12 protein-coding genes are annotated in these 17,325 nt (G+C 54.5%); 8 read left to right on the top strand and 4 right to left on the bottom strand.

Annotated features, from left to right (window positions below):
- Positions 1-23: 23 nt before the first annotated feature.
- Together serS and A1830_RS05355 are read left to right on the top strand one after the other, a co-directional pair.
- A complete protein-coding gene (gene serS, locus A1830_RS05350) occupies positions 24-1,316 on the top strand; it encodes a serine--tRNA ligase (RefSeq protein ID WP_067702817.1) in 1,293 nt (430 codons plus the stop codon).
- Positions 1,317-1,490: 174 nt separating this feature from the next.
- Positions 1,491-2,642, top strand: coding sequence for an MFS transporter (locus tag A1830_RS05355; protein ID WP_067702820.1), 1,152 nt, complete (start codon positions 1,491-1,493; stop codon positions 2,640-2,642).
- 125 nt (positions 2,643-2,767) lie between these two features.
- On the opposite strand, the gene pflA is transcribed toward A1830_RS05355, so the two are convergent.
- The 4 genes from pflA to ycaO form a co-directional block, all read right to left on the bottom strand.
- Positions 2,768-3,508 (bottom strand): pyruvate formate lyase 1-activating protein, encoded by a 741-nt coding sequence (gene pflA, locus A1830_RS05360; protein WP_067702823.1) that lies wholly within the window; start codon positions 3,506-3,508, stop codon positions 2,768-2,770.
- A gap of 166 nt (positions 3,509-3,674) precedes the next feature.
- A complete protein-coding gene (gene pflB / locus A1830_RS05365; RefSeq protein WP_067702826.1) occupies positions 3,675-5,957 on the bottom strand; it encodes a formate C-acetyltransferase in 2,283 nt (760 codons plus the stop codon).
- A gap of 76 nt (positions 5,958-6,033) precedes the next feature.
- Positions 6,034-6,891, bottom strand: coding sequence for a formate transporter FocA (focA, locus tag A1830_RS05370; RefSeq protein ID WP_067702829.1), 858 nt, complete (start codon positions 6,889-6,891; stop codon positions 6,034-6,036).
- 355 nt (positions 6,892-7,246) lie between these two features.
- Positions 7,247-9,010, bottom strand: coding sequence for a 30S ribosomal protein S12 methylthiotransferase accessory factor YcaO (gene ycaO, locus A1830_RS05375; protein ID WP_067702832.1), 1,764 nt, complete (start codon positions 9,008-9,010; stop codon positions 7,247-7,249).
- A gap of 201 nt (positions 9,011-9,211) precedes the next feature.
- Here ycaO and serC point away from each other — a divergent pair, with 201 nt between their 5' ends.
- From serC to A1830_RS05405, 6 genes are all read left to right on the top strand, one after another.
- On the top strand, positions 9,212-10,297 hold the full coding sequence (gene serC, locus A1830_RS05380) for a 3-phosphoserine/phosphohydroxythreonine transaminase (protein WP_067702835.1): 1,086 nt from the start codon (positions 9,212-9,214) through the stop codon (positions 10,295-10,297).
- A 93-nt stretch (positions 10,298-10,390) separates the two neighbouring features.
- Positions 10,391-11,674: a 3-phosphoshikimate 1-carboxyvinyltransferase gene (aroA, locus tag A1830_RS05385; RefSeq protein WP_067702838.1), complete on the top strand. Its 1,284-nt coding sequence runs from the start codon at positions 10,391-10,393 to the stop codon at positions 11,672-11,674.
- Positions 11,675-11,884: 210 nt separating this feature from the next.
- Entirely contained in the window at positions 11,885-12,571 is a 687-nt protein-coding gene (cmk, locus tag A1830_RS05390) for a (d)CMP kinase (RefSeq protein ID WP_067703697.1), read from the top strand.
- A gap of 128 nt (positions 12,572-12,699) precedes the next feature.
- Positions 12,700-14,373, top strand: a complete 1,674-nt coding sequence (rpsA, locus tag A1830_RS05395) for a 30S ribosomal protein S1 (RefSeq protein ID WP_067702841.1) — start codon at positions 12,700-12,702, stop codon at positions 14,371-14,373.
- An 81-nt stretch (positions 14,374-14,454) separates the two neighbouring features.
- On the top strand, positions 14,455-14,739 hold the full coding sequence (gene ihfB, locus A1830_RS05400; RefSeq protein ID WP_067702844.1) for an integration host factor subunit beta: 285 nt from the start codon (positions 14,455-14,457) through the stop codon (positions 14,737-14,739).
- A 307-nt stretch (positions 14,740-15,046) separates the two neighbouring features.
- Entirely contained in the window at positions 15,047-17,311 is a 2,265-nt protein-coding gene (locus tag A1830_RS05405; protein WP_067702846.1) for a ComEC family protein, read from the top strand.
- Positions 17,312-17,325 lie beyond the last annotated feature (14 nt).

Raw genomic sequence — 17,325 nt, forward strand, 5'->3', positions numbered from 1 at the left:
ATCATATTAAGCACAGGACTAGCATGCTCGATCCCAATCTGCTGCGTAATGAGCCAGACGCAGTCGCTGAAAAACTGGCACGTCGGGGCTTTAAGCTGGACGTTGATACGTTACGCGCTCACGAAGAGCGTCGTAAAGTTTTGCAGGTCGAAACAGAAACGTTGCAGGCAGAACGTAACTCCCGATCCAAAACGATCGGCCAGGCCAAAGCGCGTGGGGAAGATATTGAGCCGTTGCGTCAGGAAGTGAACGCACTGGGTGAACGTCTGGACGCCGCGAAAGCTGAACTAGAGACGCTGCAGAACGCGATTCGCGACGTTGCGCTGGCGATGCCGAATATACCGGCTGATGAAGTGCCTGACGGTAAAGACGACAGTGAGAATCTGGAAGTCAGCCGCTGGGGAGAACCTGCAAACCTGGCATTTACCGTGCGCGATCACGTTGAACTGGGTGAAATGGCGGGCGGTCTGGATTTTGCCGTTGCGACTAAGTTAACCGGTTCGCGCTTTGTGGTGATGAAAGGGCAGATAGCCCTTATGCATCGTGCGCTCAGCCAGTTTATGCTGGATCTGCATACCGAGCAGCACGGCTACCTTGAAACCTACGTACCCTACCTGGTGAATCACGCATCGCTGTACGGGACGGGTCAGTTGCCCAAGTTCGGTGAGGATCTGTTCCATACCCGGCCGCTGGAAGAAGAGGCCTCCAGCAGCGACTACGCATTAATTCCAACCTCGGAAGTTCCGCTGACCAATCTGGTTCGCGATGAAATTCTGGAAGAGGAGTCGCTGCCGCTGAAGTTTACGGCCCATACGCCTTGTTTCCGTTCTGAAGCGGGCGCTTACGGTCGTGACACGCGCGGGCTGATCCGTATGCATCAGTTCGACAAAGTGGAGATGGTCCAGATCACGCGTCCGGAAGACTCCATGCAGGCGCTTGAGGAGCTGGTCGGTCACGCCGAGAAAGTCCTTCAGCAGCTTGACCTGCCGTATCGTAAGGTGCTGCTGTGTACCGGTGATATGGGCTTTGGTGCCTGTAAGACCTACGATTTGGAAGTGTGGCTTCCGGCGCAGAATACCTATCGTGAAATCTCTTCCTGCTCCAACATGGGTGATTTCCAGGCGCGTCGCATGCAGGCCCGCTGCCGCACCAAAACGGAGAAGAAGCCACGTCTGGTGCATACTCTGAATGGTTCAGGTCTGGCCGTTGGGCGAACGCTGGTGGCGGTGCTGGAAAACTATCAGCAGGCCGATGGCACTATCAGGGTTCCTGACGTGCTGCGCCCCTATATGAAGGGCCTGACCTCAATCGGCTAACAGGATTAGCCTTGTTTAAAAGCCCGCTGGCAGCGATGCCCGCGGGCTTTTTTATTGGCGGTTTGAGGCGTCCGCTGGCAAATCGTGCTGAGCGTGATTTAAGCCCATTGACATTAATTATGCCGGTGGCATTATGCGCGCAAAATCTCCCATATTTCTGGTTATTAACTGACAATGTCCACCTGGTCCCGCCCTGTCATTGTGCTGCTTTGCGGCCTGCTTTTGATGACCATTGCCATCGCCGTATTGAATACGCTGGTGCCGCTGTGGCTCACGCATGATGCCTTACCGACCTGGCAGGTAGGCGTGATCAGTTCGGCCTACTACACCGGTAACCTGGCGGGCACGCTAATTGCAGGGATAATCATTAAGCGGCTGGGATTCAACCGCAGCTACTATCTGGCTTCGGTGCTGTTCGCCATGGCAACGGCGGCGCTGGGGCTGGAGAGTGGCTTCTGGGCCTGGACGCTTTGGCGCTTCGTCGCCGGGATAGGCTGTGCCCTGATCTGGGTGGTGGTGGAGAGCGCATTGCTGTGCAGCGGTACCCTGCGCAATCGCGGCCAGCTGCTGGCCGCCTATATGATCGTTTATTATATTGGCACCGTTGTCGGACAGCTGGTGGTCAGCAAGGGAGGCACGGCGCTGCTAACGGTTCTCCCCTGGGTCACCGCCCTGGTGATTTCTGCCATGCTGCCGCTGGTATTTACCCGCATCACGGCGAAAGGGGATGATGAGGAGGCCGCTCCCGGACGTATGTGGCCGATGCTGCGTCGTCGCAGCGCGCGTCTCGGCATCAATGGCTGCATCATCTCCGGGATCCTTCTCGGTTCGCTTTATGGCCTGATGCCGCTCTATCTTTCGCATCAGGGCATGAGCGATGCCACGGTCGGATACTGGATGGCGCTGCTGGTCAGCGCCGGAATTGTCGGGCAGTGGCCGGTGGGCCGCCTGGCCGATCGCTATGGGCGCCTGCTGGTGCTGCGTGTGCAGGTATTCGTGGTGATCCTTGGCGCGCTGGCGATGATGAGCCACGCCGCAATGGCGCCGGCCCTGTTTATCCTCGGATGCGCCGGGTTCACCCTTTATCCGGTCGCCATGTCATGGGCCTGCGAGACCGTGGCGCATCATGAACTGGTGGCGATGAACCAGGCGCTGCTGCTGAGTTATACCACTGGCAGCCTGCTCGGCCCGGCAATGACCTCGGTGCTGATGCAAAACTATTCGGATCGCGTACTCTTCGTGATGATTGCAGCCGTAGCCCTGGTCTATCTGGTCATGCTACTGCGTAAAGAAGACAAGCAGGCTACGCCGGTGGCGCACGCCTGAGAAGGGCAGATAACAGAGAGGCCGCTGGCTGACTGCTCGTACTAAACGGCGACAAAGTCTGGCGGTAAAAACAGCGGTAGTGTCCGGCGACGCTGTAGAGCCTCACCGCCCAACCGCTTTTTCTGTCAGTACATGACCTTGTGGCCGTAGCCTTCAAGTATATGTTTTACACGGTCCATGGTCTCTGCTTTCGGTGGATGAACGCCATCAAGCTTATACTCTTCACCCATCGCAACCCATTTATGCTTGCCCAATTCGTGATAGGGCAGCAGCTCAATCTTCTCCACGTTACCCATGTCGCGGGTAAATTCACCCAAGCGGTGTGCAGAGTCATCATCATCCGAATAGCCGGGCACCACCACGTAGCGGATCCAGGTGCGGATTTTCTTCTTCGCGAGGTAGTGGGCAAAATCAAGCGTGCGGTGGTTGGACACACCCACGAGGATCTGGTGTACGTCATCGTTCATCTGCTTCAGATCCAGCATCACCAGATCGGTGACCTCCAGCAGCTCATCAATGACCGGATCGTAGCGGCGAACGAAACCGTTGGTATCCAGACAGGTATTAATCCCTTCAGCATGGCAGGCGCGAAACCAGTCGCGCACAAACTCCGCCTGCAAAATCGCTTCTCCGCCCGATGCGGTTACGCCGCCGCCGGAGGCATTCATAAAGTGGCGATAGGAAACGACATCCTTCATCAGCTCTTCAACGGTTATCTCTTTACCACCGTGCGTATCCCAGGTATCGCGGTTGTGGCAATAGAGGCAGCGCATCAGGCAGCCCTGAAAGAAGGTGATAAAGCGGATGCCGGGGCCGTCGACGGTCCCGCAGGATTCAAATGAATGGATGCGACCTTTTACTGACATTGCGATGAATTCTCCACGTTAGTCCCGCGCGGTGGCGGGTCGCAGTCTGTGAGCTGCGTTAAGTCTTTTTTGCCCGCAGTCTGAGAAGCGTAGAACCTGAAGGCGGCTGGCAAAGAAGACTGGAAAAGGCTCCACCGATGTGGAGCCCTTATTCTCAGCGTAAACGTTACAGAGATTTAGTAAAGGTACGCGTAATCACATCCTGCTGCTGCTCTTTGGTCAGCGAGTTGAAACGTACCGCGTAGCCTGAAACACGGATGGTCAGCTGTGGATATTTCTCCGGGTTGTCCATCGCATCCAGCAGCATTTCACGGTTCATCACGTTAACGTTAAGATGCTGGCCGCCTTCAATGCTGGCTTCATGGTGGAAATACCCGTCCATCAATCCGGCAAGGTTGGCTTTACGTACATCATCATCTTTGCCCAGTGCGTTAGGCACAATGGAGAAGGTGTAAGAGATACCATCTTTCGCGTAGGCAAACGGAAGCTTCGCCACCGAGGTCAGGGAGGCAACGGCACCTTTCTGATCGCGACCGTGCATTGGGTTAGCGCCGGGTCCGAACGGCGCGCCTGAGCGACGACCATCCGGGGTATTACCGGTTTTTTTGCCGTAAACCACGTTAGAGGTGATGGTCAGCACGGACTGAGTGGGCACCGCATCGCGATAGGTGTGCAGCTTCTGAATTTTCTTCATAAAGCGCTCAACCAGGTCACAGGCGATATCATCGACGCGGGAGTCGTTGTTACCGAACTGCGGGTATTCACCTTCAATTTTGAAGTCGACCGCCAGGCCGTCTTCATCACGAATGGTGGAGACTTTCGCATATTTAATGGCGGAAAGTGAGTCAGCCGCCACCGACAGACCTGCGATACCACAGGCCATAGTCCGGTAGACATCACGATCGTGCAGCGCCATCAGCGAGGCTTCATAGCTGTATTTGTCGTGCATGTAGTGAATCACATTCAGTGCGGTCACGTACTGTTTAGCCAGCCAGTCCATAAAGTGATCCATCCGGGCCATCACTTTATCGTAGTCCAGCACCTCATCCATCATCGGGGCTTCTTTTGGACCGACCTGCATTTTCATTTTTTCGTCCATGCCGCCGTTAATCGCGTACAGCATGGTTTTTGCCAGGTTAGCGCGGGCGCCAAAGAACTGCATCTGTTTACCGACGATCATTGGGCTCACGCAGCAGGCGATAGCATAATCATCGTTGTTGAAATCAGGACGCATCAGGTCGTCGTTTTCGTACTGAACTGACGACGTGTCGATTGAGACTTTCGCCGCATATTTTTTGAAGTTAAGCGGCAGCTTCTCAGACCACAGAATGGTCATGTTCGGTTCTGGAGATGGCCCCATGGTGTAGAGCGTATTCAGGAAGCGGAAGCTGTTTTTGGTCACCAGGGTGCGACCATCCACGCCCATTCCGGCCAGCGATTCCGTTGCCCAAATGGGGTCACCTGAGAACAGCTCATCGTATTCTGGGGTACGCAGGAAGCGCACCATACGCAGCTTCATGACCAGGTGGTCGATTAGCTCCTGTGCATCCTGCTCGGTGATTTTACCGGCCTGCAGATCGCGTTCGATGTAAATATCCAGGAAGGTGGATACGCGACCAAAGGACATCGCTGCGCCATTTTGCGACTTCACCGCCGCCAGGTAGCCGAAGTAGGTCCACTGTACGGCTTCCTGCGCGTTGGTTGCAGGTCCGGAGATATCGCAGCCGTATTTTGCCGCCATCTCTTTAATATGCTGCAGCGCCTGATGCTGGTCAGCAATCTCTTCACGCAGACGGATAGTGGCTTCAAGATTGACGCCGTTTTCCATATCGCTTTGCAGCGAGGTAAACTGAGCAAACTTGTCCTTCATCAGCATATCAATGCCGTACAGCGCCACGCGGCGGTAGTCACCAATGATGCGGCCACGTCCGTAGGCATCGGGCAGACCCGTCAGTACGCCAGATTTACGGCAGCGCAGAATGTCAGGGGTATAAACATCAAATACGCCCTGGTTGTGGGTTTTACGGTACTCGGTAAAGACTTTTTTCAGGCCCGGATCCAGTTCACGGCCGTAAACTTTACAGGAACCCTCAACCATTTTGATGCCGCCGAACGGAATAAGTGCGCGTTTCAGCGGAGCTTCAGTTTGTAAACCAACAATTTTCTCGAGCTTTTTATTAATGTAGCCCGCGTCATGTGAGGTAATGGTAGAGGCCAGGTCGGTATCAAAATCTACCGGCGCATGGGTACGGTTTTCCAGCTTAATGCCTTCCATGACCTTGTCCCACAGGGCAGTAGTGGCTTCAGAGGCACCGCTCAGAAAAGATTCGTCACCCTCATAAGGCGTGTAGTTTTTCTGGATGAAGTCACGAACGTTAACGCTGTTCTGCCATTCACCTTCTGCAAAGCTCGCCCAGGCTGCGGCCTGTTTTTCATTGTGTGTGCTCATTTGATACCTACCTTAATTACGTTGAGTTCTTCCGTCCCGCCAGCCCTGGCCGCGGGAGCTAAATGAATGTCGGCGATCAGTGATGGTCGCCATCTCGCAGATAGATGACCCAGTATGTCAGGCCTACCAGCAAACCGCCGCCGATAATGTTGCCGAGAGTGACCGGGATCAGGTTATCAGTAATAAAGTCTTTAACGGTGAGGTGCGAAAACTGGGCCGCCGTTGCGCCCGTTGCATGCCAAAATTCAGGAGAGGCGAAATCCCTGATAACGATAGCCATTGGGATCAGGAACATATTCGCGATGCTGTGTTCAAAACCGCTGGCAACAAACATCGCTACGGGCAGCACCATCGCCAGCATTTTATCGGTCAGCGTACGGCCCGAGTAGCTCATCCATACCGCCATGCAGACCATCAGATTCGCCAGGGTGGCAAGACAGACGGCCTCGATAAACGTATGGTGCATTTTGTGGTCGGCCGTTTGCAGAACGTTTAGGCCCCACGCCCCGTTGGCCGCCATATGCTGGCCCGCGAACCAGATCAGCCCGACAAAGAAAGCGGCACCAAAAAAGTTACCGATATAAACATTAATCCAGTTACGCGCCAGCTGCCCCCAGGTGATCCGGCCGCTGGCCTTAGCCACCATGGTCAGCACCGTAGAGGTGAAGAGATCGGCACCGCAGACAACAACCAGCATCAGTCCCAGTGAAAAGCAGATACCGCCTACCAGCTTCGTCATGCCCCACGGAAGGGCCTCGGCACCGGTCGTAGCCGTAATGTAAAAAACAAAGGCGATTGAAATAAATACGCCAGCGGTAATCGCCAGAAAAAAAGTGGTGAAGGGGTGTTTGGATGCTTTATAGACACCGGCTTCCTCGGCAACTTTTGCCATTTCAGACGGTAGAAGTAGATCGAACGGGTTGCCAGCTTTCACACTAACGTCTCCCAAAATTAGTCAGCGATGAAATAGTAACAAAGCCCAGGCAGTAAGAAATTGACCTGGATCATGCCGCACCTGTGCGATCGGGCTTAAAGCCCTGTTTTTAATGATGTTATTCGCATTAAGCTACTGAATTATATGAAATAAAACTTTTTTAATTGGCTAAAATAAAGTTGAAAGTAGCACGTTTTGTCTCTTTTACTGCGGGCTATTCACAAGGATATTTATGTAACGAGAGGAGGATAAGGCTGAGAGGAGAGGCACGGTAAATCGGAATTAATCGGGCAGCAGCTACGCCATTTGCTGCTGCCCTGTGGCTACGTCAGAATTATCGCCGAAACGTCAGGCGTTAGTTCTGCTGCCACCAGGTGCGCTTAGCACGCTGTAGCTTTTCATATGCGGCGAGCAGGGACTGGTGGGCCGGGAAGGCCAGCAGATCCTCATCAACGCTCTGAAGGCCATAGAAAGGGGCTTCTCCGCTAATGGCGGCGGAGGCGGCCTCTACGGCGTCCTGACCATACATGCGAACAAATGCCGTATGATACTGTAGCGGATCGCGTTCATCTTCCTGACTGAGCAACAGCAGCGTTTGCAGGCAGCGGTAATAGTTCGCGCGGGCAGGAGAGAAGGTCGAACCATTAAAATCGGTGGTCCACTCGGTCCAGATCAGCGCCTGATCGAGATCGCCACCGGCAAGCGCCAGCATCGCTTTCAGTTCACCAATACGCAGGGTATACCAGCCGTTGTCCTTCCCGGTTGCCAGACCCAGCAGTTCGCGTACGCGGGTGAAGTCATCGTGACCATCCTCGTCCAGACGCTCGATCAGGGCCAGATAGTCCTCTTTTTCCCACTGGCTTGCCGGCAGGGAAAGCAGCGTGTCGCGCAGCGGAGCGCCCATGCTGTTATTTGCCAGCAGCAGATCTTCGGCGGGATAAATATCAGACATGCCCGGCACAATGATGCGGCAGGCGTAAACATCAAGATGCTGATAATCGGCGATATAAACTTCTTTATCTTCCGCTTTGAAGATTGCCATCAGCGTGGCGAACTCTTCCTGAGTGGAACCCTCAAAATGCCAGTCGACAAAGGGATAATCCGCATCGTCTTTAAACAGATCCCATGAAATTAACCCGCTGGAATCGATAAAATGTGTTTCCAGATTGGTGTGTTCAGCCACTTCTTCGTCATCAAAGGTTGGTGGCGTAAAGACATCAAGATCCTTCAGGCTGCGACCCTGTAGCAGTTCGGTAACCGTACGCTCCAGCGCCACGCCAAAGTCAGGGTGCGCGCCAAACGAGGCAAAGCAGGTGCCGTTTTGTGGATTAAACAGCACCACGCATATAACCGGATAGTTGCCGCCAAGAGAGGCGTCATAAGAGAAAATAGGGAACCCTTCCGCCTCCAGTTTTTCAATGGATGCCACAACGCCCGGATAGCGGCTGAGCACGTCTTCGGGAATGGCAGGCAGGCTGATTGACTCGGCGATAATGCGGTTTTTTACATAGCGTTCAAAAACCTCCGAGAGACCCTGCACGCGAGCTTCATCAGGCGTATTCCCTGCCGACATCCCGTTAGAGACGTACAGGTTGCCGATAATATTCATCGGAATGTAGACCGTTTTCTGGTCTGACTGACGGGTAAAGGGCAGGGCACAGATACCGCGTTCGGCATTCCCGGATTGCAGATCGATCAGATCGCTGGTGGCTACGTCATTTTCCGGATCGTAGAACGCTTTCAGCCGCGGGTCGAGAATGCCTTCCGGCAGCGCGTCATCGTCGGTCAGAGGAAACCATTTTTCATTGGGATAGTGCACAAAATCGCCCTGAGCAATTTTATTACCCAGCCAGAAATCGGCAAAAAAGTAGTTGGTCGACAAACGCTCGAAATACTCTCCCAGCGCAGAGGCCAGCGCCGCTTTCTTCGTGGCACCTTTACCGTTGGTAAAGCATAGCGGGCAGTCGCGGTCGCGAATATGGACGGACCAGACGTTCGGCACCGGATTCAGCCATGAAGCTTCTTCGATATTGAAGCCCAGGTCCTGCAGTTTTAGCTGAAAGCGCGCGATGGAATCTTCCAGCGCGGCGTCTTTGCCTGGAATAAATGTTTGCGTCATAGTCCCACTCTTTTTGGGTTGTGCAGAAAGCGCGTAATGATACGGGGTTTCTTAATGAATCGCTATATCGCTCTCCGCCGGGGGTAATGATAACGCGGCGGGAACGGGTCGGCTGTCAGGATAAAACATTGCAGCAGCGGGGAGGCAATGATAAAACCGATAGCAGAAGAGAATCGTTTGAACTGAAAGTGGTGAGGGGAAATGAGTCAGGTATTCAATTTTAGCTCCGGCCCAGCAATGCTGCCGGTGGAAGTGCTTCGTCGTGCCGAACAGGAACTTCGTAACTGGCAGGGTTTAGGGACGTCCGTTATGGAGATAAGCCACCGCAGTAAAGAATTCACTCAGGTCGCGCAGGATGCCGAAAAAGATTTTCGCGATTTGCTAAAAATTCCAGCCAATTACAAAGTGTTGTTCTGTCACGGCGGCGCGCGCGCGCAGTTTGCGGCGGTTCCACTTAACCTGCTGGGTGAGCACGCCACGGCAGATTATATAGACGGCGGATATTGGGCGCACAGCGCGATCAAAGAAGCCTATAAATACTGCACCCCGAACGTGATTGATGCCAAAACCACCGTTGATGGCCTGCGCGCGAATACGCCGATGAGCAGCTGGGCGCTTTCCGATGATGCAGCCTACGTTCATTACTGCCCGAACGAAACCATCGACGGCCTCGCGATTCATGAAGAGCCGGACTTTGGTGACAAAGTGGTGGTCGCCGATCTCTCTTCAACCATTCTTTCACATCCGATTGATGTGTCCCGCTACGGCGTTATCTATGCGGGGGCGCAAAAAAATATTGGTCCAGCTGGCCTGACGCTGGTGGTGGTGCGTGAGGATCTGCTGGGTAAGGCCAGCAAAGTGCTGCCCTCGGTGCTTGATTACCAGGTGCTCAGCGACAACGACTCCATGTTCAACACGCCGCCGACCTTTGCCTGGTATCTTTCCGGACTGGTGTTTAAGTGGCTGAAAGAGCAGGGCGGCGTCTCTGAGATGGATAAGCGCAACCAGGCGAAAGCCGATCTGCTCTACGGTACCATCGACAGCAGCGCGTTTTATCGTAATGACGTCGCCACTGGCAACCGCTCGCGGATGAATGTGCCTTTCCTGCTGGCCGACGCGTCGCTGGATGACCTCTTTATTGAGGAGTCACTGGCGGCGGGTCTGCATGCGCTGAAGGGGCATCGCGCGGTAGGGGGCATGCGCGCATCAATCTATAACGCTATGCCGCTGGAAGGCGTCCAGGCGCTGACCGACTTTATGCAAGACTTTGAACGCCGCCACGGCTGAACCGCCCTGCGCAGCAACGGCGTGAGTCATCCTCACTGAAACCTCGCGAAGCTGCGGGGTTTCACCGTATTTATTCTGGAGAAAAGCTCTTAAATGGATTCCCTGACTTTACAACCCATTGCCCTGGTAGAGGGTACTGTCAATCTGCCGGGTTCTAAAAGCGTGTCCAATCGCGCCCTGCTGCTGGCCGCTCTGGCGTCGGGCACGACGCGTCTGACCAACCTGCTGGACAGCGATGATGTCCGCCATATGCTGAATGCCTTACAGGCGCTTGGCGTAAACTATCAGCTTTCTGCCGATCGTACCGTCTGTGAGGTTACCGGTCAGGCTGGCCCGCTACAGACCCAGGGATCGCTTGAGTTATTTCTGGGTAATGCCGGAACGGCGATGCGACCGCTGGCCGCCGCACTTTGCCTGGGGCGTAATGATATCGTGCTGACCGGCGAGCCGCGCATGAAGGAGCGTCCGATTGGCCATCTGGTTGACGCGCTGCGTCAGGGCGGGGCGGAGATCGACTATCTTGAGCAGGACAACTATCCACCGCTGCGCCTCAGAGGCGGTTTTAACGGTGGCGAGGTGTCAGTGGATGGCTCCGTCTCAAGCCAGTTTCTGACGGCGCTGCTGATGACCGCGCCGCTGGCGAAAAGGGACACCAGGATCGTTATTAAAGGCGATTTAGTGTCCAAACCCTATATTGATATCACCCTTAACCTGATGGCGACCTTTGGCGTGACCGTAAAACACGATCATTACGGCGTGTTTCATATCACCGGCAATCAACGCTACGTCTCACCGGGCGATTATCTGGTCGAGGGAGATGCCTCATCCGCCTCCTATTTTCTGGCTGCCGCCGCCGTTAAAGGGGGAACCGTTAAGGTAACCGGCATTGGGCGCAACAGCGTTCAGGGTGATATCCGGTTTGCTGACGTACTGGAAAAAATGGGTGCCGTTATCGAATGGGGCGACGACTACATTGCCTGCACGCGCGGCGAACTGAACGCAATCGATCTGGATATGAATCATATTCCCGATGCTGCAATGACCATTGCTACCGCTGCACTGTTTGCCAAAGGCACCACGGTGTTGCGCAATATCTACAACTGGCGCGTCAAGGAGACTGACCGTCTGGCCGCGATGGCCATCGAGTTGCGCAAGGTAGGTGCAGAAGTGGAGGAGGGGAACGATTACATTCGTGTGACGCCGCCCACCGCTATTCAGTATGCGGAGATTGGCACCTATAACGATCATCGTATGGCGATGTGCTTCTCCCTGGTCGCGCTCTCCCTGTCGCCGGTTACCCTTCTCGATCCGGGCTGTACTGCCAAAACGTTTCCTGATTATTTCGAGCAGCTTTCCCGTATCAGCACGCTGGCATAAATCTGTAAATCCGCTGCTGAAAGTGCAGCGGATATTCAGCCTCCTGCCAGCGAGCGCCTGATATTCTCTGACGACATTTAGCGCATATCGTGCAGTTTTTTGGAAGCGACTATGCTTAAGGGGTAACGATCCTGGCGTAAGGTGCGTATAATGCGCGGCGATATTTGCCTGAGGCGTTTTTCTCAGGCATTCCAGCTACAGGAGAACGACATGACGGCTATAGCTCCGGTGATCACGATTGATGGTCCAGGCGGTGCCGGTAAAGGGACCTTGTGTAAAGCGATGGCAGAGGCGTTGCAGTGGCATCTGCTGGATTCTGGCGCAATATACCGAGTGCTGGCGCTGGCAGCGCTTCATCATCAGGTGGACATTACGTCTGAAGAGGCCCTTGTACCGATTGCCGCTCATCTTGACGTTCGCTTTGTCTCTACCGAAGGTGAACTGGACGTTATCCTGGAAGGTGAAAACGTTTCGGCTGAAATCCGTACCCAGGACGTGAGTAATACGGCATCAAAAGTCGCCGTCTTTCCACGGGTGCGCGAGGCGCTTCTGCGCCGTCAGCGGGCGTTTCGCGAGGCGCCTGGCCTGATTGCCGACGGCCGCGATATGGGAACCGTGGTTTTTCCGGATGCCCCGGTAAAAATCTTCCTTGATGCCAGTTCAGAAGAGCGCGCTCAGCGGCGTATGCTACAGTTGCAGGAGAAGGGCTTTAGTGTTAACTTTGAGCGCCTTTTATCCGAGATAAAAGAACGTGATGAACGCGACCGTAATCGCGCCATTGCGCCACTGATACCGGCAGAGGACGCGCTGGTGCTGGATTCAACCAGCATGACGATTGAGCAGGTTATTGAAATTTCGCTTAATTATGCGCGTGAGAAACTCGCTTTGCCGCAGTGATACCCGGGCCCAGGTGGCCCGAAAGTTTATCTAACCCTGTGATATGGACGTCATGGGGCATGTGAAACAACCCCACCCGTCAGGATGTCAGGTGGACGTTAAATTGAAGAATCCATAAGATTATCAATATGACTGAATCTTTTGCTCAACTATTTGAAGAATCCCTAAAAACAATCGAAACCCGTCCGGGTTCCATCGTTCGTGGCGTTGTTGTCTCAATCGACAAAGACGTCGTTCTGGTTGATGCGGGCCTGAAATCTGAATCTGCAATTCCTGCAGAGCAGTTCAAAAACGCAGCCGGCGAACTGGAAATCCAGGTTGGCGACGAAGTTGACGTTGCTCTGGATGCAGTGGAAGACGGCTTCGGTGAAACCCTGCTGTCCCGTGAGAAAGCTAAGCGTCACGAAGCATGGATCACGCTGGAAAAAGCTTACGAAGACGCTGAAACTGTTACCGGTGTTATCAACGGCAAGGTTAAAGGTGGCTTCACTGTTGAGCTGAACGGTATTCGTGCGTTCCTGCCAGGTTCACTGGTTGACGTTCGTCCGGTACGCGACACGCTGCACCTGGAAGGCAAAGAGCTTGAGTTCAAAGTAATCAAGCTGGATCAGAAGCGTAACAACGTGGTGGTTTCACGTCGTGCCGTTATCGAATCCGAAAACAGCGCAGAGCGCGATCAGCTGCTGGAAAACCTGCAGGAAGGCATGGAAGTTAAAGGTATCGTTAAGAACCTGACTGACTACGGTGCATTCGTTGATCTGGGCGGCGTTGACGGCCTGCTGCACATCACTGATATGGCATGGAAACGCGTTAAGCATCCAAGCGAAATCGTGAACGTTGGTGACGAAATCAACGTTAAAGTGCTGAAGTTCGACCGCGAGCGTACCCGTGTTTCTCTGGGTCTGAAGCAGCTGGGCGAAGATCCATGGGTTGCTATCGCTAAGCGTTACCCGGAAACCACTCGTCTGACTGGCCGCGTAACCAACCTGACCGACTACGGCTGCTTCGTTGAAATCGAAGAAGGCGTTGAAGGCCTGGTACATGTTTCAGAAATGGACTGGACCAACAAAAACATTCATCCGTCTAAAGTTGTTAACGTTGGCGATGTTGTTGAAGTTATGGTTCTGGATATCGACGAAGAACGTCGTCGTATCTCCCTGGGTCTGAAGCAGTGTAAAAACAACCCATGGCAGCAGTTTGCAGAGACCCACAACAAGGGCGACCGCGTTGAAGGTAAAATCAAGTCAATCACTGACTTCGGTATCTTCATCGGCCTGGACGGCGGTATCGACGGCCTGGTTCACCTGTCTGACATCTCCTGGAACGCTACCGGAGAAGAAGCGGTTCGTGAATACAAGAAAGGCGACGAAATCGCTGCTGTGGTTCTGCAGGTTGACGCAGAGCGCGAGCGTATCTCCCTGGGCGTTAAGCAGCTGGCAGAAGATCCGTTCAACAACTACGTCTCTCTGAACAAGAAAGGCGCGATTGTTAACGGTAAAGTGACTGCTGTTGATGCTAAAGGTGCTACAGTTGAATTAGCAGACGGCGTGGAAGGTTACCTGCGCGCTTCTGAAGCTTCACTGGACCGCGTTGAAGATGCGACTCTGGTTCTGAACGTCGGCGACGATGTTGAAGCGAAATTTACTGGCGTTGACCGTAAAAACCGCGTTGTTAGCCTGTCTGTTCGTGCGAAAGACCAGGCTGACGAGAAAGAAGCCATCAATACTGTTAACACCAAACAGGAAGAAGGTAACTTCTCCAGCGCTATGGCTGAAGCATTCAAAGCTGCTAAAGGCGAGTAATAGCTTTTGCCATCAGGGCGGCGCAGGTCGCCCTGATAACCGTTACTGTCAGAGCTTTTCCAAGGATTAACCGGAGGTTTTATGACCAAGTCAGAACTTATAGAACGACTTGCTGGCCAGCACTCTCATATTCCGGCGAAAGTCGTTGAGGATGCGGTAAAAGAGATGCTTGAGCATATGGCTACTACCTTAGCCGATGGCGAACGCATTGAAATCCGGGGTTTCGGCAGTTTCTCTTTGCACTATCGCGCTCCGCGTACCGGCCGTAACCCTAAAACGGGTGACAAAGTAGAGTTGGAAGGGAAGTACGTTCCACACTTTAAACCGGGAAAAGAGCTGCGGGATCGCGCAAATATCTACGGTTAAGGCTTACAGCATTACAGCGATAAAACGACACTTCGGTGTCGTTTTTTTTTGCCTGCAATAAACGTCTGCCAGACGCATCCTCTATTCCGGAAATACCGGTGTCCATCTTTCATAGTTGTATCCTGTTCACCGGGCAGTAGTTGTACCCTGTTCACCGGGCAGTAATGGAAGCGGTCGCGCAATTTTCCCCCATTAGCTGTAACACGCCCAAATAGTTTGCGGTACCTGCCCCAGCCCACTGATTCCGCCGCTGATTTCCTTCCCTGATGCATGGACACTGGTATTCCCGGAATAAAGGAGTGCCGACATGCCTTATTCTCTTACCCGATTGTCTGTGTGGGTCATTATTGCCACGTTGCCGCTGACAATCCTGCCATCGCTGCCGGGAAGCAGATTTGACGCACTGCTGATGATTACGGCGGGCCTGCTGCTGGTTCTGCGAAGGAGGGGGGCAACCGATCTGGCGATAATTATGCTGATCGTGGTCTGGTCGGTCAGCGCAGGCCGTAGCATCGGGCAGCAGATAACTGGCTTAAGCACTGGCCCGGTTGACGCGGTGGTGCGTATCGAACAGCTTCTGCCCCAGTCTGAGCGGGTGAAGGTACGCATTCTACAGGTAGCGGGCAGGCCGGTCTTTGCGCCCATTTATGCACTGTTAAAAGCACAGGGTGAACCTGTCCCTTACTGTGCCGGTCAGCGCTGGCAGATGAGGCTCAGGCTACGACCCGTTCACGCGCGGCTGAATGAGGGCAGCTTTGATGCACAGCGTTTCGCTCTGGCTAACCAGACGCCGCTGACGGGAAGAATTCTCGCAGCGGCTCTCGTAACACCGGCGTGCAGCTGGCGGCATCGCGTCATAACCGCAAGCAGGGAAAATTACGGGCATCTACCCTGGCAGTCTGTAATCTCGGCGCTGGCCTTCGGCGAGCGGGGCGATATCAACCGTGAAACCAGCCAGCTGCTGCGGGAAACCGGCACGGCGCATCTGATGGCGATATCAGGAATGCATATTGGCCTTGCGGCCAGTCTGGGCTGGGCGATTGCCCGACTGATGCAGCTGGGGTTTGCCCCGCGATGGATTGGCTACCGCTTTCCGTTGATCTTGAGCCTGCTGGCAGCGCTGATATACACCTGGCTTTCCGGCGGCAATCCTCCTGCAATTCGTGCGATGCTGGCACTCAGCGCCTGGAGTCTGCTCCGGCTGGGTGGGATCTGTTGCAGCAACTGGCAGGTATGGAGTATGTGCATTGGTTTGATACTCTTCTTTGAGCCGCTAAGCATACTGTCTGACAGCCTCTGGCTCTCGGCCGTAGCGGTGGCGGGTCTGTTGATTTGGTTTCACTGGTTTCCACTCCCGGCCAGGTTTATGCGGAAAAAACGCTGGCTGCTGCTGCGGCTTTTGCATGTGCAGTTTGGCATGTTCCTCCTGCTGCTACCGATTCAGGTCGTCATTTTTCATGGCTTTAGCCTCAGTGCGCTGCTGGCGAATCTCTGGGCCATCCCGATTATTACACTGCTGACCGTCCCTCTTTTGCTGTGTGCCATCATTGTTACCCCCGTTACGTCCTTAAGCCAGCTGCTGTGGTGGGGTGCGGACAGAACGCTGGCAGGGACATTTCTGCCCCTGAGGGCGCTGCCGACGGCCTGGCTGGACGTTAATACCCTGGCGCTATGGCTGAGCGGGCTGGCATGGCTGCTCATTCTCGCTGTACGCTTCGGCGGCTGGCGAACCTCACCCCTGACGCTGGTGGCCTTTACGTTATCGCTGCTCTGCTTTCGTCTTAATACGACCCGAGCGGACTGGCGGGTCGATATGCTGGACGTGGGGCATGGGCTGGCAGTGGTGATATCCCGAGGGAGTCAGGCCACGCTTTATGATACCGGTAATCGCTGGGAAAGCGGCGACGCGGCACTCAGCCAGATCCTGCCCTGGCTAAAGTGGCAGGGCCTCACGCTGGAGCAGGTGATTATCAGCCACCAGCACCTTGACCATATGGGAGGGCTGGCCAGTATCCAGCGCGCGTTTCCGGCCGCCCGCGTTCGCAGCAATCCCGGTGCGGAGGGGCACTTGCCCTGTCACCGGGGCATAGTCTGGCAATGGCAGGGGCTGAACTTTCGGGTACTGTGGCCTGAGGAGGGGGAGAAGCGGGCCGGTAACGATCACTCCTGCGTGGTTGCTGTGAGCGACGGGAAATGGCGTGTGCTGTTAACTGGCGACATTGAGTCAAAAACTGAGCATCACCTGGTGAGGTTTTATCCCGCCGAGCTGCCCGCGGACGTATTGCAGGTGGCGCATCACGGCAGCGGCACGTCATCTTCGCCGCCTTTTCTCAGAGCCGTTTCCGCGCGGGTGGCACTCGCCTCGGTGGCGCGCTACAGCGCCTGGCGACTCCCCGCCAGCCGCGTGATGATGCGCTATAAGCAGAATCGCTATCAGTGGTATGACACGGCAGTTGAGGGGCAGGTAAGTATTCATTTTTTTGCTGAAAATTGGTTTGTCAAAGGGTTAAGAGCGCAAATAATGCCCCGTTGGTACCATCAGTGGTTTGGCGTACCACGTTATTCCAGGTAGAATAAGCGGCTATT

It is taken from the genome of Erwinia sp. ErVv1, assembly GCF_900068895.1.
In the GTDB taxonomy this organism is placed as follows: Bacteria; Pseudomonadota; Gammaproteobacteria; order Enterobacterales; family Enterobacteriaceae; genus Erwinia.